This is a genomic window from Chryseobacterium sp. GP-SGM7, from assembly GCF_049166575.1.
In the GTDB taxonomy this organism is placed as follows: domain Bacteria; phylum Bacteroidota; class Bacteroidia; order Flavobacteriales; family Weeksellaceae; genus Chryseobacterium.
Map to the genome: position 1 here is coordinate 1,425,779 of NZ_JBMHFF010000001.1, position 22,828 is coordinate 1,448,606.

Annotated in this window: 20 protein-coding genes; 7 read left to right on the forward strand and 13 right to left on the reverse strand. The window is 32.5% G+C overall.

Annotated features, from left to right (window positions below; genetic code table 11):
• Positions 1-13: 13 nt before the first annotated feature.
• Positions 14-571 (reverse strand): TlpA family protein disulfide reductase, encoded by a 558-nt coding sequence (locus ACOOWA_RS06265; RefSeq protein ID WP_421373969.1) that lies wholly within the window; start codon positions 569-571, stop codon positions 14-16.
• Between the two features lie 119 nt (positions 572-690).
• Here ACOOWA_RS06265 and ACOOWA_RS06270 point away from each other — a divergent pair, with 119 nt between their 5' ends.
• Together ACOOWA_RS06270 and ACOOWA_RS06275 are read left to right on the forward strand one after the other, a co-directional pair.
• Positions 691-1,815, forward strand: a complete 1,125-nt coding sequence (locus ACOOWA_RS06270; protein WP_421373970.1) for a 2Fe-2S iron-sulfur cluster-binding protein — start codon at positions 691-693, stop codon at positions 1,813-1,815.
• On the forward strand, positions 1,812-2,429 hold the full coding sequence (locus ACOOWA_RS06275) for a SanA/YdcF family protein (protein ID WP_421373971.1): 618 nt from the start codon (positions 1,812-1,814) through the stop codon (positions 2,427-2,429). Before ACOOWA_RS06270 ends, ACOOWA_RS06275 begins: the two co-directional genes overlap by 4 nt.
• Here the strand turns inward: ACOOWA_RS06275 and ACOOWA_RS06280 are convergent.
• A complete protein-coding gene (locus tag ACOOWA_RS06280; protein WP_421373972.1) occupies positions 2,426-5,023 on the reverse strand; it encodes a BamA/TamA family outer membrane protein in 2,598 nt (865 codons plus the stop codon). The two genes, ACOOWA_RS06275 and ACOOWA_RS06280, sit on opposite strands and share 4 nt — an antisense overlap.
• On the opposite strand from ACOOWA_RS06280, the gene ACOOWA_RS06285 reads away from it, so the two are divergent.
• The gene (locus tag ACOOWA_RS06285; RefSeq protein WP_421373973.1) at positions 5,009-5,734 is read left to right on the forward strand and encodes a TrmH family RNA methyltransferase; all 726 of its coding nucleotides are present in this window, start codon (positions 5,009-5,011) and stop codon (positions 5,732-5,734) included. The two genes, ACOOWA_RS06280 and ACOOWA_RS06285, sit on opposite strands and share 15 nt — an antisense overlap.
• A gap of 75 nt (positions 5,735-5,809) precedes the next feature.
• Here the strand turns inward: ACOOWA_RS06285 and ACOOWA_RS06290 are convergent, their stop codons facing one another.
• From ACOOWA_RS06290 to porQ, 5 genes are all read right to left on the reverse strand, one after another.
• Entirely contained in the window at positions 5,810-6,307 is a 498-nt protein-coding gene (locus ACOOWA_RS06290; protein ID WP_421373974.1) for a phosphoribosyl-ATP pyrophosphatase, read from the reverse strand.
• A 3-nt stretch (positions 6,308-6,310) separates the two neighbouring features.
• On the reverse strand, positions 6,311-6,619 hold the full coding sequence (locus ACOOWA_RS06295) for a phage holin family protein (RefSeq protein ID WP_421373976.1): 309 nt from the start codon (positions 6,617-6,619) through the stop codon (positions 6,311-6,313).
• An 80-nt stretch (positions 6,620-6,699) separates the two neighbouring features.
• Entirely contained in the window at positions 6,700-7,047 is a 348-nt protein-coding gene (locus ACOOWA_RS06300) for a YtxH domain-containing protein (protein WP_421373977.1), read from the reverse strand.
• Positions 7,048-7,125: 78 nt separating this feature from the next.
• Positions 7,126-7,812 (reverse strand): (d)CMP kinase, encoded by a 687-nt coding sequence (cmk, locus tag ACOOWA_RS06305; RefSeq protein ID WP_421373978.1) that lies wholly within the window; start codon positions 7,810-7,812, stop codon positions 7,126-7,128.
• 81 nt (positions 7,813-7,893) lie between these two features.
• Positions 7,894-8,886, reverse strand: a complete 993-nt coding sequence (gene porQ / locus ACOOWA_RS06310) for a type IX secretion system protein PorQ (protein WP_421373980.1) — start codon at positions 8,884-8,886, stop codon at positions 7,894-7,896.
• A gap of 165 nt (positions 8,887-9,051) precedes the next feature.
• On the opposite strand from porQ, the gene pyrH reads away from it, so the two are divergent.
• Positions 9,052-9,759: a UMP kinase gene (gene pyrH, locus ACOOWA_RS06315; RefSeq protein ID WP_421373981.1), complete on the forward strand. Its 708-nt coding sequence runs from the start codon at positions 9,052-9,054 to the stop codon at positions 9,757-9,759.
• A gap of 115 nt (positions 9,760-9,874) precedes the next feature.
• The gene (frr, locus tag ACOOWA_RS06320) at positions 9,875-10,429 is read left to right on the forward strand and encodes a ribosome recycling factor (protein WP_421373982.1); all 555 of its coding nucleotides are present in this window, start codon (positions 9,875-9,877) and stop codon (positions 10,427-10,429) included.
• A gap of 54 nt (positions 10,430-10,483) precedes the next feature.
• Here the strand turns inward: frr and ACOOWA_RS06325 are convergent, their stop codons facing one another.
• The 5 genes from ACOOWA_RS06325 to ACOOWA_RS06345 form a co-directional block, all read right to left on the reverse strand.
• Positions 10,484-11,128, reverse strand: a complete 645-nt coding sequence (locus ACOOWA_RS06325; protein WP_421373983.1) for a hypothetical protein — start codon at positions 11,126-11,128, stop codon at positions 10,484-10,486.
• A 104-nt stretch (positions 11,129-11,232) separates the two neighbouring features.
• On the reverse strand, positions 11,233-12,090 hold the full coding sequence (locus ACOOWA_RS06330) for a hypothetical protein (protein WP_421373984.1): 858 nt from the start codon (positions 12,088-12,090) through the stop codon (positions 11,233-11,235).
• 180 nt (positions 12,091-12,270) lie between these two features.
• Positions 12,271-13,725, reverse strand: coding sequence for an LptF/LptG family permease (locus ACOOWA_RS06335; protein ID WP_421373985.1), 1,455 nt, complete (start codon positions 13,723-13,725; stop codon positions 12,271-12,273).
• Between the two features lie 67 nt (positions 13,726-13,792).
• Positions 13,793-14,440: a LolA family protein gene (locus ACOOWA_RS06340; RefSeq protein ID WP_421373987.1), complete on the reverse strand. Its 648-nt coding sequence runs from the start codon at positions 14,438-14,440 to the stop codon at positions 13,793-13,795.
• A gap of 251 nt (positions 14,441-14,691) precedes the next feature.
• Positions 14,692-17,226 (reverse strand): DNA translocase FtsK, encoded by a 2,535-nt coding sequence (locus ACOOWA_RS06345; protein ID WP_421373989.1) that lies wholly within the window; start codon positions 17,224-17,226, stop codon positions 14,692-14,694.
• Positions 17,227-17,475: 249 nt separating this feature from the next.
• On the opposite strand from ACOOWA_RS06345, the gene ccsA reads away from it, so the two are divergent.
• Entirely contained in the window at positions 17,476-20,808 is a 3,333-nt protein-coding gene (gene ccsA / locus ACOOWA_RS06350) for a cytochrome c biogenesis protein CcsA (protein WP_421373990.1), read from the forward strand.
• A 192-nt stretch (positions 20,809-21,000) separates the two neighbouring features.
• Here the strand turns inward: ccsA and ACOOWA_RS06355 are convergent, their stop codons facing one another.
• Positions 21,001-21,171 (reverse strand): lmo0937 family membrane protein, encoded by a 171-nt coding sequence (locus ACOOWA_RS06355; protein ID WP_421373991.1) that lies wholly within the window; start codon positions 21,169-21,171, stop codon positions 21,001-21,003.
• Between the two features lie 1,006 nt (positions 21,172-22,177).
• Here ACOOWA_RS06355 and ACOOWA_RS06360 point away from each other — a divergent pair.
• A complete protein-coding gene (locus tag ACOOWA_RS06360) occupies positions 22,178-22,780 on the forward strand; it encodes a hypothetical protein (RefSeq protein WP_421373993.1) in 603 nt (200 codons plus the stop codon).
• Positions 22,781-22,828: the final 48 nt, after the last annotated feature.

Below are 22,828 nucleotides of genomic sequence, written 5' to 3' on the forward strand. Positions count from 1 at the left end.
TGATTCGTAAATATTATTTTAAAAAGGAGTTTATTTTTTCATTCAGCATCTCTTCAGACATTGACCCTTCAATTTCATCTGTTTTACTGCCTTTTCTAAAGTGAGTAAAAGGAATTCCGTTACCTTTCCATCTTTCAAAATTAGAAAAAAATGTATTATCAAATTTAGATTCGTCTACCAAGACAATATGATTTTCCAATCCGTTTTCTCGGGCAAAAGCCGGAACTTTATCTTTCCATGCCATTTTATCCAGAATATCTACAAAAGTAAATTTCACAGGCTTACCCTTTAATTCTTCTATTTTTTTCTTGAAATGAGGTATTTCCATCATGCATGGTCCACACCACGTTGCAAAGAAATTGGTAACGTATAATGTGTCGTTTTTTTGATCTAAAATTTCTACCAATTCTTTTTGGCTGACTTCCTTTAGAGAAATTTTCGAAGTTTCAGTTTTTGGAGCTTCAATCTGTGTTGAATCTATACTAAGTGTATTTTCTTCCGTTTTTTCAGCTTCTTTTTTACAGCTTACCAAAGCTGTGATCAATAGAGTTGATAAAATTATCTTTTTCATACGGAAATTATTTATTGGTTTTCAGGTTGGAATTATTACCACTCTTATTAATTCTGTTTAAGAAAAATTGATATAATGATGATTTCATAATTATTTTTTATTTATTTTTGAAATGCAGTATGGAACAACAAATCTATAAAGGGAAACTTACACCGTTTCATTGGTTAAAAATAGCTAAAAAAGAAAAACTGACCAAAAATACTTTTTCTCTGGAGCTCGAAATTCCTGAGAATCTGAAAGAAAATTTTCAATTTGAAGCAGGTCAGTACATCAGTGTGAAATTTCAATCACACGGGGAAAGTATTATCAATGATTATTCGATGACATCTGCTCCTTATGAGCAAAAAATAAATTTAGCCATAAAAATAAATTCTGAAGAAAGTGCTACTTCTCAATTGTTTTATAACTACGAAACTGGTGATGAAATTTTGGTAAGTGAGCCTAACGGAAGATTTACTTTGGTCTCAAAACCTCATGAATTCAGAACGATTGTAGGATTTGCTGCCGGAATAGGAATTACGCCTATTTTAAGTCATTTTAAAAATATTCTTCATAACGAATCACGAACGAGACTTTTTCTTTTTTATGGAAATAAGAATACCGAAGATTTACTTTATAGAGATTTACTGGATGATTTAGCTAAAAGATATAATGACAGACTTCAGATTTTTTATTTTTATTCACAAGAAAAAACAGCAGATCAGCTTTTTTATGGAAGATTGGATGCAAAGAAATTAAATTTAATTATCAATCAAATTCTTCACTTAGATGATACCGATGAAGAGTCTACGATTTGGGATGCCGTAGATGAAGTTTTGATTTGTGGAAAAGGTGAGATGATTAAAACATTAGCAAATGCTTGTTATCATCACGGGATTCCGAAGAAAAACATTCATTTTGAATTGTTCGAAGAGTTTAATGATGATATTTATCCGATAGAAAAAGAGTTTCCTTTGATTACTGATGTTCAGGTAGATTTTAAGATGCTTGGAAAAATGTATCAAGCTCACTTTCGAGATAATCGTGAGAAGATTTTGCAACAGTTATTAACGCAAGGATTCCCTGTACCCTATTCTTGTAAATCAGGAATTTGTGGCAGTTGTGAATGCACTTTGGAAGAAGGTGAAGTTGAATTGCTCGAAAATGAATATTTAACTGAAAAAGAAGAAGGCCAAGGGAAAATTTTAGCTTGTATGTCGATTGCTAAAACAAAGAAAATAAAACTTAACTTTGATTTTAATTGAGATTCATCCGGTACATATTCAAATTATTTTTTGTTTCAGTAGAAATTGTTTTTCTTCTGGTATGTCTTTCTAATGCATGGGTAATCGGCTTAACAAACGGCAGAACGTATAATAAAATTTCAAAAATTCCGCCTCGGGAAATTGCTTTAGTTTTGGGAACATCACCAAGAATGCGTTCCGGACTCTCCAATCCGTATTTTACAAAAAGAATGGATGCAACGGCATTGCTCTATCATCACGGAAAAATAAAAAAAATTATTGTAAGTGGTGAAAAAAGCAAAGGTTACAATGAGCCTGCTGCCATGAAAAATTATCTGATTTACCAGGAAGGTGTTCCGGAGGATATTATCATTGAAGATCCTGAAGGCTTTAACACGTATAAAAGCATATTACGTTGCAAAGACGTTTACAAGAAAAAAAATGTGATAATAGTTTCTCAGGGCTTTCACAATTTAAGGGCATTATTTTTCGCTAGAAATAATAATATGAATGCTTTAGGTTTTGATGCTCAAGATGTCACAAAAGCTGAAAGTTATTACAGAAACCAATCCCGCGAAATTCTCGCAAGATTGGCTGCTGTAGTTTATTTTATTTTGGGTATTTCTCCTGATTAGAAAGGGTAGCCGAAGGCAATATTCAAAGTAGGTTTTAGAGGTTGAATTTTGCTGAATCTCCATCTTTCTGCTTCGGGTCTGTTTGGATCATAGATTTTATAAGCTAAGTCAACTCTTAGCGTAATGTATGCTACATTTACTCTTAGTCCGAATCCGCTGCCAACTCCCATTTCTCTGATAAATTTATTAAATTTAAACTGGTCGTCAAAACCATTATTTTCTGTATTCCAGACATTACCAATATCGGTAAAAATTGCACCTTGATACATATTTGTAAATGGAATTCTATATTCAATATTTGTGGTCAATTTTATATTTCCCATCAAATAAGTACGCACTCTTTCGTCAATCTGAGATCCACCCGGACCTAAACCTCCAAATGCCACCCAAGCTCGAATATCATTGGCTCCACCATTAAAATAAGATCTTACAAAAGGCATTGTGGAAGAATTTCCGTAAGGAATTCCCAAACCTATAAACTGACGAAGAACCAAAGTTTGATCCCCATTAAACTTAAAATATTTTCTTATATCAAAATCAAATTTTACAAACTGAGCATAAGGAATTCCAAAAATTGTTCTTTCAGGACTTCTTAAAATTCCGCCGCCATCATTTCTTTTCTGATTAAAAAGACTTGGAATATTTCCGGCTAACTCAACTTTTCCGTTAAAATAAAACGCATTTGGATAATCTTTTTTACCAATTTCATTATAAACAAAATTATAAACCATTGATGAAATCAAAACGTCCTGTGTTTGTCTGTCTTTATTGGTAAGAGTTCCCAGGAATGATAATAAATCATCGGCTTTTTTAGCATCAAGCGTGGCAACATAACCAAGATCTCTAATAATCTGTTCAGAAACCTGATCTCTCGTTAATATTCCTGCTTGAAGCTGCTGTTGAGCCTGCGGATTATAATTAAAGTAATCATTAAAAACCGTCTCCCTGATTGCATTATCACTCACGAAAAAATCGTAATAACTGTCTTTATTTTTAGTTAAACTGAAAAGTGTATTGAAGAGCGTTAATCTATGGGAAACCTGATCGTTAACGTTGGCAAAATAGTTTAACCCTGTATTGAAGTTGGTTCTTCCCAAACCAATATTATTCTGTACTGAAGCTCCCAAAACAATGGATGATGTAGGAGTATATCTTTTAGGGATTAACTTATAATAATTAAATGGCAATAGCAATCTTGGAAAGCTTAATGAAGCCTGCGCAGAATATTCATACGCCAAAATTCTTTTATCCAAATTTTTCGGATTTCTGATAGATCCGAAAGTTCCCGCAAGACTTGTCGTTAAGTTTTCTGCTCCTCTGAAAACATTTCTTGTCGTTAAATCTACAGAAGGAGAGATCCCCCAATTTAAAAACTGAGAATAATTTAAATCTGTACCAACTTTCAGATCATATTTATCAAGTGGTTTTAATATATACAAAACATCTACAATGCTGTCATTTGGAGCTGTCATCCCACCTTGTCTCAAAGAATCTCTGGCTTTCAGAATACTGAAATTATTCATTGCCAAAAAGTTTCTTTTAGTGAGATCTAATTTTTTCTGATCATAAACCGCTTTATTATCAACAATTACAGCTCTCCACAAAGCTGCAGATTTATAGTTATCATTTACTTTATGAAATCTTACTCTTCTTAAACTGTCTTTAACTGTTCGTCTAGGAAAATCTCTGTTCCGATCGACAATGGCAACGTCGATATTTCCGAAAGTGGCTCTCTTATAAGGACGATCTATAGAATCTTTATGAATTTCCAAAACCAAAGGAACTTCTTTTCTGCTTCTCAAAGAATCTGCAATAAAACCTACTTCATCATTTCCCGCATTAAAACGGTAATATCCGTTCTCACGCATCCAATCATTAATTCTTGTAATTTCTTTTTCTAAAACCGTCTGATCGAGTAATTGCCCGCTTCTTACCAAACTTTCATTGATTCTTTGCTGAAAGAGCCCTCTGATACCGGGATCCGGAATGTTGTAATAATATTCTTTAATATTGGTAGGACTGTTGTGTTTAATTGAATATTGTACAGATGCTTTTTTATTGGCTGAATCTAATTTATGAGCAAATTTAACTTCAGAATCCCAAAAACCTCTGTAAGTCATTCTTTTTTCGATAGACTGAGCGCTTTTTTCAGTTCTTGTCTGATCTAGAATTACTGGCGGAGTTCCCCAATTATGGTATAATCTATCCATAAAAAGACTTTTTCCGACACTGCTTTGCATATTGTATTTAATAAAAAGAGAATCTCGAAGTTTCTGATTTCTCATTTCACTCGGATACGTCATGTATTCATTAAGAATAGTATCGTATTTTGGGTTTGCAGCGTTGTATAAAAGAAGGCTCAGAGGCATGAAAAGCAGCTGCTTCTTATTAGGCTTTTGTTGTACATAATCTTTCAGCTCTTCATCGAAAAACTGTTTTTTATCTTCAAACTCAAAATTATTTTGGGTAAGCAGATATTCTCCATCCGGAACTTTTTTTGTGGTACTACACGCATAAAGTAAACCTACAAATGTTGCAAATGATATTATTTTATAATATTTTTGAGGAGAATTCTTAAAATGCTTACAGCTCATACAATTAAAATTTTACAGTCTTTAGATAAAAAGAAGTTCAGGCAAAAATACAATTTGTTTTTGGTTGAAGGGAATAAAACTATTCTTGAACTTCCTAATTCTAACTTTAAAATTAAAGAAATATTTTCTACAGAACCTAACAATTTTCTGTCCAAAAAAGTACAATTTACACACATCTCTGAGAATGAACTCAAAAAGATCAGTTTTCTGCAAAATCCTAAAGATTCTGTAGCTGTCTGTGAGTTGTTAGAAAAATCTGATTTTGATGATAAAGATTTCCAATTGGTTTTAGATGGAATTCAGGATCCCGGAAATTTGGGAACGATCATTCGTTTGGCAGACTGGTTTGGAATAGAGCAGATCATTTGCAGTGAAGATACAGTAGATTTTTACAATCCAAAAGTAATTCAGGCGACTATGGGTTCTTTTACAAGGGTAAATATAGTTTATTGTAATTTAGTTGAATATCTTTCAAATACAGAAAATATCAACGTAGGAACCGATATGGATGGTGAAAATATTTATAATTTTGAGAAGCCAAAAAAAATCAATTTAATTTTAGGAAACGAAGGAAACGGGATGCGTAACGAAACAGAAAAACTTCTTAACAAGAAAATAAGCATCCCAAGATTTGGGAAATCGCAGGCTACAGAAAGCCTTAATGTTTCAATGGCTGCAGGAATTATTCTGGGACAAATGTTTTCTAAATAAAAAAGAAATTAGAATCTAGAAGTTAGTAAATATATTTTAAACTAAATATTAACCTCCGGATTCTAACTTTTAAAATCATATAAGTTGCTCCATACTGGAAACACTTTTTGTTTTTTGATAAGCTTCCAACCTGGTACGGACAAATTTTAAAGCCATTGGCGCAACATAAATTAGCGCAGCTCCCAAAATTTTCTTTTTCCAGTTTGAACTTTTCATATTTTTCTTTGCATAATTTGCTACAAAAGCAGTTACAGCAAGTTTTATAACAGTATCCATTGCGTCACCTTTAAAAGCTCCGCCAGCAATTCCCATTGCCGTATTTCTGCTTAGAAAAAGATCTTTTACTTCAGATGTGATCTGTTTTGCAATGACATCTTTTCTGATAACGGTTTTTTCTTCACCATCTTCGTCAATCTTTTCTTTCAGATATTGATCGGTAAGACCATTTGTAAAAGCACTCAGGCTTTCCTTTGTATTTTTAAAAGTTAAAAGAGCTTCCAAATCACTTATTTCAGTCTTTAAAAGTCTTTTTTTCCTTTTTAATTCTTCCAGACTTTCGTAATTTCTTCCCATATTTTAGTGATTTAAAAATTCGATTACTTTATTTGCAATCATATGAACAATTCTTTTCTTAAAGGTAGCAACTAAAATCATAATTACAAAATAAAATGCCGCAACAATTAAAAAACCGTAAGAAGTATTGTTAAGAGCTTTGCCTAAAAGAAATGCCAAACCAAAGTTAAAAAGTATAATAAAAAAGGCAAAAGCTACCAGTAATATCACAAGATAAGCGATAACACCTGCAGAAATTGAAGATTTTTCTGTAGCTTCAATTTTTAGCAAATCTATTCTTTTTGATGCGTATTCTTTTATAGTTTCTATCATCCTTTTATTTTTTTAAAAGTTACAAAAAAAGGAACTCTTTAGACTAAAGTTCCTTTTTATTTAATTAAAATTAAATATTATTATTTAAGATCATTTAAGCTAGATTCTACATCTTTTACCATATCAGTTGTTTTTGAAACAATTTGATCTTTATACTTGTCGTATCCGTCTTTCACTGTGTGAGCAACATTATTTGCAGTTTCTTTGAAAGTAGATGAGATATTACCATATTGGTCTTTTACTCTTTCAGAAACTTCACCATACTTATCTTTTGCCTGATCTTTAAGATCGTTTGCTTTAGTTTTAATTTTTTTTCTTGTTTCTTTACCTTCTTCCGGAGCGTAAAGCATTCCCAAAATTACACCTGCTGCAGCACCTGCTAAAAGACCTGCCAAAATACCCGCTGTATTGTTTTCTTTTCTAGACATTTTTTGTTTTTTTAATAGTTAATAAATACTAGTTTTACGTTTTAAAAGGTTACAATTAATATACCAAAAAAGATTTATCTAGTAAAAAGTATTAATTTTTGTTATCTGCAACAGAATAGCATCAATTGTTTGACTTTTTGTCATCTTTGTATTATCGATCAAAATTGCATCTTCAGCTTGTTTTAAAGGGGCAATTTCTCTTTCACTGTCAATTTTGTCTCGTGCAATAAGATTTTCTTTCACTTGAGCCTCGTTAGATTCCAGTCCCATAGCAAGAAGCTCATTATACCTGCGTTTTGTACGTTCATCGATACTTGCAGTTAAGAAAAATTTAAAATCGGCATCGGGTAAAACCACTGTTCCGATGTCTCTTCCATCCATTATAACTCCTCCGTTTCTTGCAATTGATCTTTGGGTTTCCAGCAAAAAATCTCTTACTTCTTTTTGCTTGGCTATCAGGCTTACATTTTCAGATACTTCAGCACTGCGAATTTCTTTGGAAATATTCTTATGATTTAGGTATAAAACCAATTCGTCTTCCACTTTTTTAAATTCAAGCTTGATGATTTGAAATGATTTGAAGAGTTCCTGCAAATTGATACTGCCATCATCATCAGCACAGTTTTGTAAGGCAAACCAAGTGATACCGCGATAAAGTGCACCTGTATCTAAGTGAACGATTCCCAATTTTTCGGCAATAATTTTTGAGATTGAGCTTTTTCCTGTAGAAGAATAGCCGTCAATAGCAATTACTGGTTTTTTCATATGACAAATTTCAAGAAATTTTCTGAAAAAATCAAGCAGGTTTCAAGTATGCACCAGAATAATTTTAAAATTAATTGAAATCTATTGTCCTCTATGACCGCTCAGATCAACAGAAATACCAATTTGGTTAACATTGGAAGAATTGTGATACCTTACATGAGCATAATCTAAACGGAATTTAGAAATTTTCAAACCAAAACCTCCGGAAATCCCTGTAAAGTTTCTTTGATCTGCTACAGCCAGTTCATTTCCTCTTCTTACATTATATCCTAATCTGATGTTGAAACCTTTTTCAGGGAAAAGTTCGGCACCTAAAGAAAAGTGATCGGCTAATTTTCTTCCGAAACCAACTTCCTGTCCGTTGATATTATAATCAGTAGAAATGTCAAATTTCTGCAAATCGTGCGCTGTAATGGTAATCGCTAAAGGAATTGCCTTTAAAATTCTTGTATAACCTAAATCTATTCTGAAGGGAAGATTTTCTCTTTCTCCGTTAAATGATTTAAACTGATAACCGAAATTCCTGAAAACCACTGAAGCGACTTCTTTATTCAGCTTATTATGGTAAGTAATACCTGCAGTTCCTGCAATGGCAGAAGAAGTATACGTATCGATTTTTGAAGTGACAAAATTTAATCCACCACCAATCGTCCAGTCTTCTTCAAACTGATAAGCGTAACCTGCTCCCACAGCAACGTCTGAAGCTGAAAATTCTCCCATTTCAAAACCACTTTCGTCGGTTCTTGGGATATTTCCATAACTTAAATATCTTGCGTTTAAAGTGACCATATGACCGTTGTCAAGATCTTTAGCAAAAGCAATCGTCCCAAATTTAGAATCTGCCAAATAAGTCGAAGCATTTACAGAAAGCTGTTTATCTGAATCTTTATTCAGCAAAGCCGGATTGGCAATGGCAAAAGATACATCGTAATCTCTCATGGTAATTGCATCGCCACCTAAAGCAGCCTGTCTCGCAGAAACGGGAATATTCAAGAAAGAGTAAACGTTTGTTCCAGATTGTGCATATGAAACAATTCCCGAAAGAAATAGTGAAAAAATTAGAACTTTCTTCAAATCGATATTTAATTAATGCAAAAATAATCCTTTTTGCTACTTATCAAAATATTTCTGCTATTATTTATGTATAATATTTTTCTTTTTTCAATATTTATAATGATTATATTTGCAAAGTTAATTTTCGAGGAAATTAATTCTCAAAAACTATTATTAAAATTAAAGATGAAATATAAAAGAATCCTTCTGAAACTGAGCGGTGAGGCATTAATGGGAAACAGACAATACGGTATCGATACCGACAGACTGATGGAATATGCTCAGGAAATCAAAAAAGTGGTTGACAGAGGTTGTGAGATAGCAATCGTAATCGGAGGAGGAAATATTTTCCGTGGTGTAGCGGGAGCTGCAAAAGGGATGGACAGAGTACAAGGTGACTACATGGGAATGCTTGCAACCGTAATCAACGGAATGGCATTGCAGGGCGCTTTGGAAGATGCAGGAATCAAAACGAGACTTCAATCTGCTATCGAAATGGATAAAGTTGCAGAACCTTTCATCAAAAGAAGAGCGGTAAGACATCTTGAAAAAGGCAGAGTAGTGATCTTCGGAGCAGGAACAGGAAACCCATATTTCACGACAGATACTGCAGCAACATTACGAGCCATCGAAATCGGAGCTGATGTTATTCTGAAAGGAACAAGAGTAGACGGAATCTATGACAGCGATCCTGAGAAAAACGAAAATGCAGTAAAATATAATTCTTTAACTTTCGAAGAAGTTTTTGAAAAAGATCTTAAAGTGATGGATATGACAGCCTTTACTTTAAGCCACGAAAATAAATTACCAATCATCGTATTTGATATGAACAAAGGTGGTAATTTGCTGAAAATTGTTGACGGAGAAAATGTAGGAACTTTAGTTAATTTATAGTAAGGTAGAAGGTAATAGATTTTGGGATTAGGTTTTTAGCATTATGATTACTTATTACCCATTACTTATTACTCATCTTTAATCAATGTGTAACTTATCAAATTTTTATTATATAATGGAAGAATTAGATCTTATCGTAGAATCTGTACAACATGATATGGAAGGAGCTATAAAGCACCTAGATCATGCATTTCAAAGAATAAGAGCGGGACGTGCATCTACGAGCATGGTTCAGGATGTGATGGTAGAATATTATGGTGCTCCGACTCCTCTTAATCAGGTTGCAAACGTTTCTGTACCAGATGCGATGACCATTTCTATTCAACCTTGGGACAGAACAGCAATTGGCCCTATCGAAAAAGCAATCATTAATTCTAATTTAGGATTTGCACCTTCTAATAATGGTGAAAATATCATTCTGAATGTACCACCTTTAACAGAGGAAAGAAGAAAAGATCTGGCAAAACAGGCAAAAGGAGAAACTGAAGATACTAAAATTGTTGTAAGAAATGCAAGACAAAATGGTTTGAAAGAACTTAAAAAATTGGATGGTGTTTCTGAAGATTTAGTAAAAAATGTGGAAGCAACTATTCAGGAGCTTACCGATAAATATGTGAAAGCTTGTGACGATCATTTAAAGACTAAGGAAGCTGAAATTATGAAAGTATAACTTTCAGTTTTTAAATATAGAAAAGAGGTTTCAATGATGAGGCCTCTTTTTGTTTTACTGAATGCAGGTTGTTTTTCCTTTTTTGCCTATGTTGTTTAGCAAAATTTCAAAAGTTTTCTGTAATTCTGAATACGAACAGTTTTTACTTTGAACATTCTGAACATTTTCAGGCTTCGGATTGTTTTTCGAACTGGATTTAATCGTAAATTTTTTTTCTAAACATTCAATTGGTTTATCATTCACAATGTAAATTCGCTGTTGCTCAATTTCGTCTTTCGTTTCTGGTTTTTCGGAAGTTCCGCCGTCAAAATTCCAAACGGTATTATCTGTAAACATGAAATAAGGTTTTCCGTTTTTCAGATAATAATTTTCAACAGAAGAAAAATGACTGTCTGCATAAAAATGTCTGATGCTTTTTAATTCTCCATTCGAGCTATAATAAACCACATTTCCCGAAATTTCATTACATTCATAATCAAAACTTGTGGAATCTAGTTTCTTAGCGAGAAGTTGATTATTTAATGATGAATATTCTGCCTTAATTTCACCAACTGTTTGCGGAGAACTGGTATTGATCAAAAAATCTTTCTTAACAATTGTTTTTAAACTATCTGATGATTTTGTATCATTTGAATTATGCTTTTTGTTTTCACATGAAGACAAAAGAGTAATAGCCGACAGAAGAAAAAGTTTTTTCATGTTGCTTATTTTATTTTTTTTAAAGCAAAAAAGATGCACATTTCAAAATCGTGAAAAAAAATGCAGCTTCGTTTAAAGCTGCAATAGTAGACTAATTTTGGCATTTAGTTCCTCGGTTCTGCGATGATTTTATATGTAAATGGTTGATTTGGATAGGTTAAAGAATATTCTTTTATTAAAGCAATCTTATTTTTGGCTGTCATCCATATGCACACTGGAATATTATTCTGGATGGTTTTTTTAAAATTTTGGTTATACACATCCTTGATAATAGGGGAGTTTTCTGTATATATCGGTTGCTGATAATATTTTACAATAAAATTATAGAGAACTTCTTTATCCATCTCCTGTATCTGGTCAGAAGTGTAAGTAATGTAATTATCCCACGAGCCCATCACACACACATAGGGATTATTGTTTTCATACCTGTTATAAAATACCAAGCTATTGTTTGAAAGAGCATTAAAGTATGATTGAGGGAGATTTGCAGTAAAATTATTCCAGTCAATTACAAAAAAATCTTTATTATCAGTAACTTTTAAATCGATCGCATCTTTATAAATGATCTTTCCGTTTTTATAGCCTAATATACTTGCATTGTAATTACCAGGATAGTAAAAATTATGATTAAATTGTGTGGTTCCGGAGTTACCATTTGCATAGTTAATAAAAAGCTTTCTTGTTCTTTTATAATCAGAAATTTTAAAGACCAGAGAATCCAGATGGTTTGCAAGTTCGCCATAGTAGAAAGACTGGTTTTTCTGCTCGAGTTTAAAAATAAAACTTTCAAAAATATTACCCTCATTCTGGTTTGCAGTAATTTTCAGCCCCATTTTAACTAGTTCCGGATCATTTACAATTGGTGTTTCAGTAGAAGTTAAATTTACAACCTGATCATCCGCATCAGAACATGAAACAATTAGAAATCCGATTAACGATATTTTAAGAATATTTTTTATCATGTCATTTTATTATTAAAGTCACTAATTATTGAATAAAAATTCTTTGCAAATATATCTAATAACAGGTAATAATGCAAGGAGCTTAAAATGACTTTATAAAAAATGACAATTATCATTCTTAAATAATTTCCACTCAGATAAAAAAACACTCAAAAAAAATTGAGTGTCTGTAATTTAATTCTATTGATAACGTTTATGTTCTTTTTGTTTTACGAAGACTTTCGTAAGTGGTTTAAAGAAAGTTTTATACTTTTCAGAATCGAATAATTGCGAATCTGTCAAAGCCTTATAAGTCATTAAAATTCCAAAAGGAAATAATATGATATTCGGAAGCCAGGCTGCAAGATACGGACTCATCTTTCCTGACCAGGCAACATTTTCAAAACCAACATTAATGACGTAGAAAATAATGAATATCACAATGGCGATAATTACCGGAACTCCCATTCCTCCTTTTCGGATAATCGATCCTAAACTCGCACCAATCATAAAGAAAATAATACACGTAAAAGAGTAGGTGAGAATTCTCTGCTGATAAATAACCACCTTACTGAAATATTTTACGCTCGGATCGAGCTCTTTGCTTTTTGTATCTAAACTGGTTTTTAGATTATCTAATCTTGAGTAAGCATTGGTAAGAATTTGCAGCTTTTTCTCACCTTTGATCGAGTCTAATTTATACTGAGATTTTACAGGAGCTTTCGTCTTGTTTTTGTCCATATAAGTAACAACAGCATTGGTCTGACTGATGATGTCATTACTCATATTATCTGCAATCTTGGTATTCTCTTTTTTAGTTTTATCTATTGTAGCTAAAAGTTCTGTATACGTCTGAAAACGATAATCGTCTGTAATTTGTTCTTTTTCGATAGCTTTATTAATCAGTTCACTGATGTCGAAGTGAGTTACCAGAGTATCAAACTTTATGGCTTGATCGGGCTGTTTGGCTCTTACATTATCAGATTTTCCGGCGTGGGAATCTTCAATAATGTATCCGTCAAATAATTGAAGCTGCATAAAATTTCTGTTTTTTGCATTCGCAAATTTTCCTTTTTTTGCAACAATCGTTTGTTGATTTTCAAAATTACTTGCTTTTTTATGAATGAAAATTCCATCTAAATCTCGACCTTCTTCTCCCTGAATTTTATCAAACTTCACCATATAACCAGGAATCTGATCAATAAACTGTCCCGGTGTAAAGTTTAAGGCTGGCTTGGTTTGAGCAATATTAAAAAGCATATTCTTTGCTTTTCTCTGAAAATCGGGAATGATATTATTTGAAAAGAAAAAAAGCATGACTGCCAAAACTGCAGTTACACCCAGAAGCGGCATCATCACCCGCGTTAAAGAAATTCCGGCGGCTTTCATGGCGGCAAGTTCGTACCGTTCTCCCAATTCACCGAAAGACATGATACTTGCCAAAAGAACCGTTAAAGGCAAAACCATACTTACAACACTCACTCCGAGATAAAAAAGGAGTTTCATGATCTGTAAAGTCGTTAAACCTTTACCCATAAACTGACCAAGCTGAATCCAGATAATGTTTACAATAAAAATAAAAAACAGAACACTGAATATAAATAAAAACGGACCAAAAAAGGTCTTGATGATATATCGGTCTAATATTTTAAACATTCGCCAAAATTAATGAAAAAGCCACAAAGTTTTCTTTGTGACTTGAAATTTTAATATTTATTTAGAATTATAATTCTGTAACCAGATAATTTTTGAATTTTGCTTTATCAAAAACAAACATATTCGGATCTAATTGCTGATTTTCTTTGTATTCTTTAATAGAAATTACAGAAATATCTTTGTTATTCCCATGTTGTTCAAGCTTCAGCATCTGTTTTTTAGCTGAGTCTACATACAAATAAATGTATTTTAAACCGTTTGCTTTTACCGGAGTCAGTTTAATTAAATCTGCATTTACTCCATCAACGGTTTTTTTACCGCTGTAAGCAACGTTGTAATCTTTTCTGTAAGACGTTAAATAATTGATAGGGGAGAACATGGTGCTGCTTCCGTTTGGTTTTGCCACCGTAACTTCCATATCTTCGGTGTTGATATTGTAGATTTTATTTCCGTCGAAAATCTGTTCGGTTTCCATGATCTTCAACTTATACTTATCACCTGCCGAATAATAAATTCCAGGTTCTGTCTTAGAAACAGCTCCATTCATTCCGCTTCCGAAGGCAAATTTAAAATATGAGTTTTTCTTAGAATTGTAATTTGCGGTAATATCGTCTAATATTTTCTTTGCTTTAGCATCAATTTTCTGAGCCTGAATTAAACTCATACTTCCCACGACAAATGTACCTAAAACTATTTTTGAAACTAATTTTTTCATTTTTATTATTCTGATTTTTTCTATCCTTTAGACTTTCATTGAAGCTGAAAGTTAAAACTGTCTTGAACACGAAGTTCACAGAGTTTTTCTTTTTTAAGTTCCACAAAGACGCTTCGCTTATACAAGGTTAAATCATCTTTTCTCTTCTCACAGTACTTTGCGCTCTTATAAGCGAAGCGGCTCTGTGAAACAATTTTCAATATTTAAAAAATCTCAGTGCACTTTGTGTTCCCTGATAAATCTTTTTTGATTTAATTTCGCAGATCTTCCAAAAACTGTTCCAAAGAATACAGATCACTAATGAGAACTTCTCTCGCTTTCGCCCCATTAAATCCGCCAACAATACCGCTTGCTTCCAATTGATCCATAATTCTTCCTGCTCTGTTGTATCCTAATTTTAACTGTCTTTGTAACATAGAAGTAGAACCCTGTTGTGTCGAAACAATAATTCTTGCAGCTTCTTCAAACAAAGCATCTTTTTCGTTAGGATCAAATGCACCGACTGTACTTGTTGCTTCTTCAGAAACAAACTCAGGAAGCATGAATGCTGAAGCGTACCCTTTTTGTTCACCAATAAACTCAGCCAGTCTTTCAACTTCCGGAGTATCAACGAATGCGCATTGAAGTCTTAAAATTTCATTTCCGTTAAAATAAAGCATATCACCTTTTCCAATAAGCTGATCTGCACCTGTAGAATCTAAAATCGTTCTTGAATCTACACTTGAAATTACTCTAAATGCGGCTCTTGCAGGGAAGTTGGCTTTAATCATACCGGTAATTACATTCACAGAAGGTCGTTGAGTTGCAACAATTAAATGAATTCCTACGGCTCTTGCTAACTGCGCCAATCTCGCAATCGGAAGTTCAACTTCTTTTCCGGCAGTCATAATCAAATCGGCAAACTCATCGACAACCAAAACGATATATGGTAAATAACGGTGTCCGTTTTCAGGATTTAATTTTCTTTCAGCGAATTTTTTATTGTATTCCTTTAGGTTTTTACAGAAAGCATTTTTAAGCAAATCATAACGCTGATCCATCTCCACACAAAGAGAATTTAATGTATTGATTACTTTATTGGTGTCGGTAATAATGGCATCATCAGAATCGGGAAGTTTTGCTAAATAATGTCTTTCGATTTTTGAATATAATGAAAGTTCAACTTTTTTAGGATCTACCATTACAAATTTCAGTTCACTTGGATGTTTTTTATAAAGTAGAGAGGTCAGAATCGCATTAATTCCGACAGATTTTCCCTGTCCGGTTGCTCCCGCCATCAAAAGGTGAGGCATTTTAGACAAATCTGCCATGAAAACTTCGTTGGAAATCGTTTTTCCAAAAACCACAGGCAAATCCATATCTGTATTTTGGAATTTCTGAGAAGCAATTACCGATCTCATAGAAACCATTGTAGGATTTTTTCTGGGTACTTCAATACCAATTGTTCCTTTTCCGGGCATTGGTGCAATAATTCTGATTCCTAAAGCGGAAAGATTTAAAGCAATATCATCCTGCAGTTTTTTAATAGATGCTACTCTGATTCCTGCTTCGGGAACAATTTCGTACAAAGTAACAGTGGGTCCGATCGTCGCTTTAATTTCTGCAATTCCAACGTTGAAATTCTTCAGAAGACCAACAATTTTATTTTTATTTTCTTCTAATTCTTCTTTATTTATAGAAATTTCTTCGTTACCATATTCTTTCAGCAAATCGATTGGCGGCATTTGAAATTTAGCCAAATCTAATCTGTGATCGTACAAACCATGCCTGTCAACCAAATCCTGAGATTGCTTATCAGCATCGTCAATAATATCAATTACAGGAGCAACTTCTACTTTAAATTTTATGTCCTCAATACTGGAATCAGAAAAATTAGAATGAACTTCGAAAGCATCTTCAGGTTTTACAACAGGAATAATTGGTTTTGCATTTAAATCTAAATTTAAAGTTGGCGTCAATTCTTTTTCCTGTTCGAAAGAAGTTTGATTGGGTGTAACAATAGTTTCAACATTCAAATTCTCCTGAATAATGGGTTCCGGTTTTACAACAACTTCTTTATTTTTTTTATTTTCCGAGAAGTCTGTTATGGTAATATTTAAATCTTTTTCTTCTTCTTCTTTAATTTCATCTTCCAGCTCCTGATCTGCATCAAAACTTTGGTCTGAATTTGGCATCATCGATTTTACTTTTCCGATTGTATTTTCGTTGATGGTATCTAATTTGGCTTTAATAGAACTTGGACGAAGATTAAATTCCAGGATAAAATACAACGCAATACTCACAATTAAAACAACCCAAAGTCCTACATCACCGATAATTGCGGAAAGAGAATCCATAATCTGATAACCATAAACCCCGCTTAAAACCCCGCCATTTCCGTTACCTCTAGTAATTGCTCCCAATAAAATCGGCAACCAGCAAATAAAGAATAATGAATGCCCGAAAGTCATCCATGGTTTGAAAATTTTCTTCTTCAGAATCATTGTTCCGAAAACCACGAAAAGAAATGCAACAATAAATGAAGCAATCCCAATACTTTCAAAAATGAAAATATTACCCAGCCAATCGCCCAGTTTTCCGAATATGTTGGATGATTTTATGGTCTTGTCTAATATTGTTCCGGCCTGGCTCTGATCTGCTTTCCAATTCATCAGATAAGAGATGAAAGACAAGGTAAGCACTCCGGCAAAAACAATGAATGTTAATCCGAAAAAGATACGTGGTTTTGATAAAATTTTGCCTGTTTCAGGCTGTTCTGGTTGTTTTTTTTGTGATTTCTTTTCCATAATGTCAGTCTGCGCAAATTTAATGTTTTTTTTAGATTTTAAATATTTTTTAGGAGAAAACACGTTTGTTTTTTAATGTGATATTTTATTACTGAATCAATACTACATTTTTATCTTTTCGTTAATTAAAATTCACTTATTAAGAATGTTTCAAAATAAGGTAAATCCCCTTTAAAATGACAAAAAACATCTTTTTTTAACCTCCTTTCGGTTTATCATCCTTATTTTTGCATGTCAAGTAAAAAAAATATGAAGAAGATCCAAGATATTCTTATTTCAACCAGAACAATGGCAGTTCTATTGCTGGTTTATGCATTTTCAATGGCCTATGCAACGTTCCTGGAAAATGATTACGGAACACCGGCTGCAAAAGCTTTAATTTATGAAGCTAAATGGTTTGAGCTCATTATGCTTCTTCTCATTATAAACTTTTGTGGAAATATCGCAAGGTATCGTCTTTGGAAAAGAGAAAAATGGCCGGTCTTGGTATTTCACCTTGCTTTTATTTTAATTTTCATTGGTGGAGCAATTACGAGATACATCAGTTTTGAAGGGCAAATGAGCATCAGAGAAGGGGAAACATCCAATGAAATTGTAACTGACAAACAATTCTTTAAAATTCAGATCGAAAATAAAGGTGATGTTTTGAATTATCAGGATGTACCTTACTTAATGTCGCCTTTGCACAAAGATTTTAATGCAACGTATGACTTTCACGGACAGGAAATTAAAGTGAAAACTTTGAATTATGTTCAGAGAAAAAAAGATAGTTTGGTTGCGGATCAAAATGGTGCGGAATATCTTCACTTAGTTTCTACAGCCGAAACAGGAAGACAGAATATTTATATTAAATCCGGAGAAACAAAATCGATCAACGGAACTTTGGTAACTTTCAACAGAGCCATCGACGGAGCAGTTGAATTTAAGCAGGAAAACGGAAAAATTTTCATTAAAACTCCTGTTGATGCAACTTACATGACGATGGCAACTCAAGCAACAGGAACTACTACGAAAGATCAGTTTCAACCTTTAGCTTTTAGAAGTTTATACAGCATTAATGAGTTAAAACTAGTTGTTCCTGAACCTCTTAGGAAAGGAAAACTTATTGCTGTTGAAGGGGATAGAAAAAAAGATCAAAATGTTCCTGATGCAATGACTATTGAGCTTCAAGGTCCGAAAACGAAACAAATCGTAGAGCTTTCTGTCGAAAAAGGAAATCCAAATGCTTACAAACAAGTAACAATGGATGGTTTGAATATTATGGTGGGTTTTGGTCCTAAAATTTATAATACACCTTTCGCCATTAAACTTGATGATTTCGTAATGGAAACCTATCCCGGAAGTTCATCTCCGAGTGCGTATGAAAGTCACGTGAAAATTATTGACGAAGGAAAACAGACTCCTTATAAAATTTATATGAATAACGTTCTTAATTATAAAGGTTACCGTTTTTTCCAGGCAAGCTATACACCAGACAGAATGGGAACATTATTGTCTGTCAACCATGATTTTTGGGGAACTTTGATTTCATATATCGGTTATGCATTTTTATTCGGAGGTATGTTTGTGATGTTTTTCTGGAGAGGAACTCACTTCTGGAAATTGAATAAAATGCTGAAAGACATCAACCAGAAAAGAGCAGCAATGATTGTTTTATTATTGATAAGCTTAAATTTAAGTGCTCAAAAAATTGAAACTCACGGAATCACAGACGGAAGCAGAGAACACGTTCACGTAGAAGGAGACGGTCATACTCATGAAGTTTCTCCTCAATCTGTTCAGACACAAGGAAATCAACAAAATTCTTTAGCCGCACCGCTGACAAAAATGAGAATGATTTCTCCCGACGAAATTATTTCAAGAAATAAAATCACTGAAGAACACGCTGATAAATTTGGATATCTTTTGGTACAGAATTATGAGGGCAGAATTGTTCCAATTAATACACAGGCTTTAGATGTTTTAAGAAAGCTTTATAAAAAAGATAAATTTAAAGGAACTGATGGTAAATATTTAACAGCCGAGCAATGGTTTTTATCCATTAATACCGATACGCCAAGCTGGACGATGGTTCCGTTGATTAAAGTTGATGCAAAAGGAGGTAAAGAACTTTTGAAAAAAACCAAAGCAGATGAAGATGGTTACACTTCATTGATGAATCTTTTCCCGGCAGATGCAAACGGTAATCTAACCTATATTTTAGATGCAGATTATAACACCGCTTTCCGTAAAAAGCCTTCAGAACAATCTGAATATGATAAGCAAATTATTAAGCTGAACGAAAAAGTTCAGATTTTCAATGAATTTTTCAGCGGGCAGTTTATGAGAATAGTCCCTGTAAAAAATGATCCGAATCATACTTGGCATTCTTGGCTTGACCAAAAAATGGAGCCGGATATGGAATCTCAGAAAGTAATGGGACCGTATTTCGCAGAAGCACTCCAGGCTCAAAAAACCGGAGATTGGAGCAAAGCAGATGCTGAATTAAAAAAACTTTCAGATTATCAGCAAAAATGGGGTAAAGCAGTTGTTCCTGCAAAATCAAAAGTTGATTTGGAAGTATTCATGAATAAAGCAGACATCAATTTTAAATTATTGATTTTCTATACTTTGGTTGGTGGATTATTGCTCATTTTAGGTTTTGTGGAATTATTTAAACCTAATAAAGTTCTTAATAAAATCATTAAAGCAATTATTTATATCGGAATGGTAGGTTACATCTGTCATTTCATAGGACTGATTGCAAGATGGTATATTTCGGGACATGCTCCTTGGAGTAATGGTTATGAAGCAATTATCTTTATTTCATGGGTTGGAATATCTGCCGGTTTAATGTTTTATTTCGGTTTTGGAAAACCAAATTTCAACAAAAAAACACCAGATTCTTCAACAAAAATTATTAAAAAGGGAAATACTTCAAACGCATTAATTCCTGCTGCAGGATTTATGGTTGCAGTTATTATGATGGGATTTGCACATGGAGGTTCAGCGCTTGATCCACAGATCACGCCATTGGTTCCAGTTCTTAAATCTTATTGGCTGATTGTACACGTTGCGATTATTGTATCAAGTTATGGTTTCTTTGCATTATCGATGATTATTGCAGTGATCTCATTGATATTTTATATTATTACAAATAAAAATCAATTCAAATTACATAATGATTCTACTCTGAAAGAACTGGCAATCGTATCTGAAATGTCTTTAACAATAGGTCTTTTTGCTCTTACTGTCGGAAACTTTTTAGGAGGAATCTGGGCAAATGAATCTTGGGGAAGATACTGGAGCTGGGATCCGAAAGAAACTTGGGCATTTATCTCAATTATGGTGTATGCTTTTGTTTTACACATGAGATTGGTTCCCGGTTTAAGAAGCAGATGGGCATTTCACGTGGCGACAATGTTTGCATTTTGTTCGATGGTAATGACGTATTTCGGAGTAAACTATTACTTAAGCGGACTTCACTCTTACGCAGCAGGAGATCCGGTTCCGGTTCCGGCTTGGGTTTATATTGGATTAGCGACAATGCTTACATTATCAATAGTATCTTATGTTAAGTTTGTTTCTTTAAAGAAAAAATAAAACTTGTTTATATATTATAGAATCCCGAATTTAATTTCGGGATTTTTTTGTTAAATGAATTAACGTTCTATGAGTGTAATCTGAAAAATTTAAACCCTGACAAGAAAATTTTTAAAAACCTAATTTGAAAAAATAAAAAAAGCAAAGTAATATTTACTTTGCCTTCAAAATTTTAATTTTATTGAGAATGATTTAATCTAAAGGTTTTCGCCCCGATATAATGTTGTATAGAACCACAACAATTGCAATTACTAATAATATATGAATTAAATAACTTGTACTAATTCCTGGAATTATATTTAAAATTCCTAATAACCATACAACGATACAAATTACTGCAACTAGCCATAATACACTTTTCATAATAATATTTTTTTTTAGGTTTATATTTTGATATTAGCATATTGTATGCCTTTTTTGAAAATTTCAAAAAAATTCTCACTTGTGAAGTAGAATTTTCTCTTTTCTAGACTTTAAATGAGAAAATCCCCATTCTATAATAAAACTTTAGGGTTTCAATATGATGAACTTGGTACAAATAATTTAGCGAGCTACAAGAATTTTGTCAATTCTATTTTTTAAGAAAGGCAGTATAGAATTTATATTAAGACATCTATTTCTTATAATCTAAAATTTCCTGTGCTGTATTGAAAATTACTATCCGAAACTGTTGTATAATATGAATAAGATAAATAAAAATTTGAAGTCAATTTTTAAAAAATAAATGTAGTGTTTATGGCAGTTAAGACCTATTACAAAAATTAAACCCTCCCGAGTCGGGAGGGTTTAATAAAAACACAAATGATGAAAAAAAAATTTTCACTTCAAATATAAGGAAAATTTAAATAATACAAAAATTATTGACAAAAAAAATCATTATTTATTCCTTAATTCAATTAATATAAAGTTCAGTTACAACAGGAAAATTTAAGTGTGTAACTATTGCTTAATTTTAATTTTTATAAATTTAAATAACTTATTTTCAAATAATTGTGATTTATTTCAAAATATCAGCTGTTAAATTCTTTTAATATATAAAAAATGGCAAGATTTATGATAGCATTTCTCTAGGTTATGTTTAGATTACTTTGTATAATCAAATTTTATTTAAAATATTGATTTTCAAATACAAATTGAAATATGTAATTGAGATGTAAATATGAAATTTAATTTTCATGTGATGCATATTACATTTACATTAATCTTTACCTAAATTTTTTAAACATACAATTGATGAGATTAAAAATAAACAAATGATAAACAAAGAAAAAAAAATCCACAGATTGAATATTAATCAACAAATATTGAGTTATTCAATCAATTCCAGTAAAAAAATCACAATATTATTTTTAAATAAAGGTTAAAATTAATGAAACCTAAAAAAGTTCCGGGAATTCCTTCACAGGTGAGTGGAGGTTATCATGATACAGAAAGTATACAGAAAATTCAGAATATTCACGAGATTGACTCAAAATTTAATATCCTTAAAGATAGATTTTTCAATATAAACGAGTGGGGAAGTTACTGCGTAAAACATACAGTAGAATTTAACCATTGTGATCCGTCGGGAAAACTTGTTCAGAGATCACCTCAGATCGGAGATTATATAAATATTCTGCTCACAAAAATTAATAATCCTAAAGTGGAAGATTATCAATGGGTACAGATTGATATGATCGATAACACTAACCCCGATCGTTTGATGATTCAATGCAGACCTTCAAAATTGCCAGGAAATGAGTTTGCGGGGAAAACAGTTCATTTTTATTCTTCAGGATCTTCTTCTACATTTATAATTTCAAAAGGTAAAGACTATATCAAAATGTCAATTTATGGCAGAAATGAAAAGATTAATAAAGACGCTGGATTTATAAGCAATATAAAAAATAAATTTTTCACATTAACCGGAATGACGGGTTCTTCTAAAATTCAATGGAAATGTATCGCAGATGGAATTGTTGATATTAAATAAATACCACATACATTATTATTAATCGACAAAAGCATACATTTTGCTTAT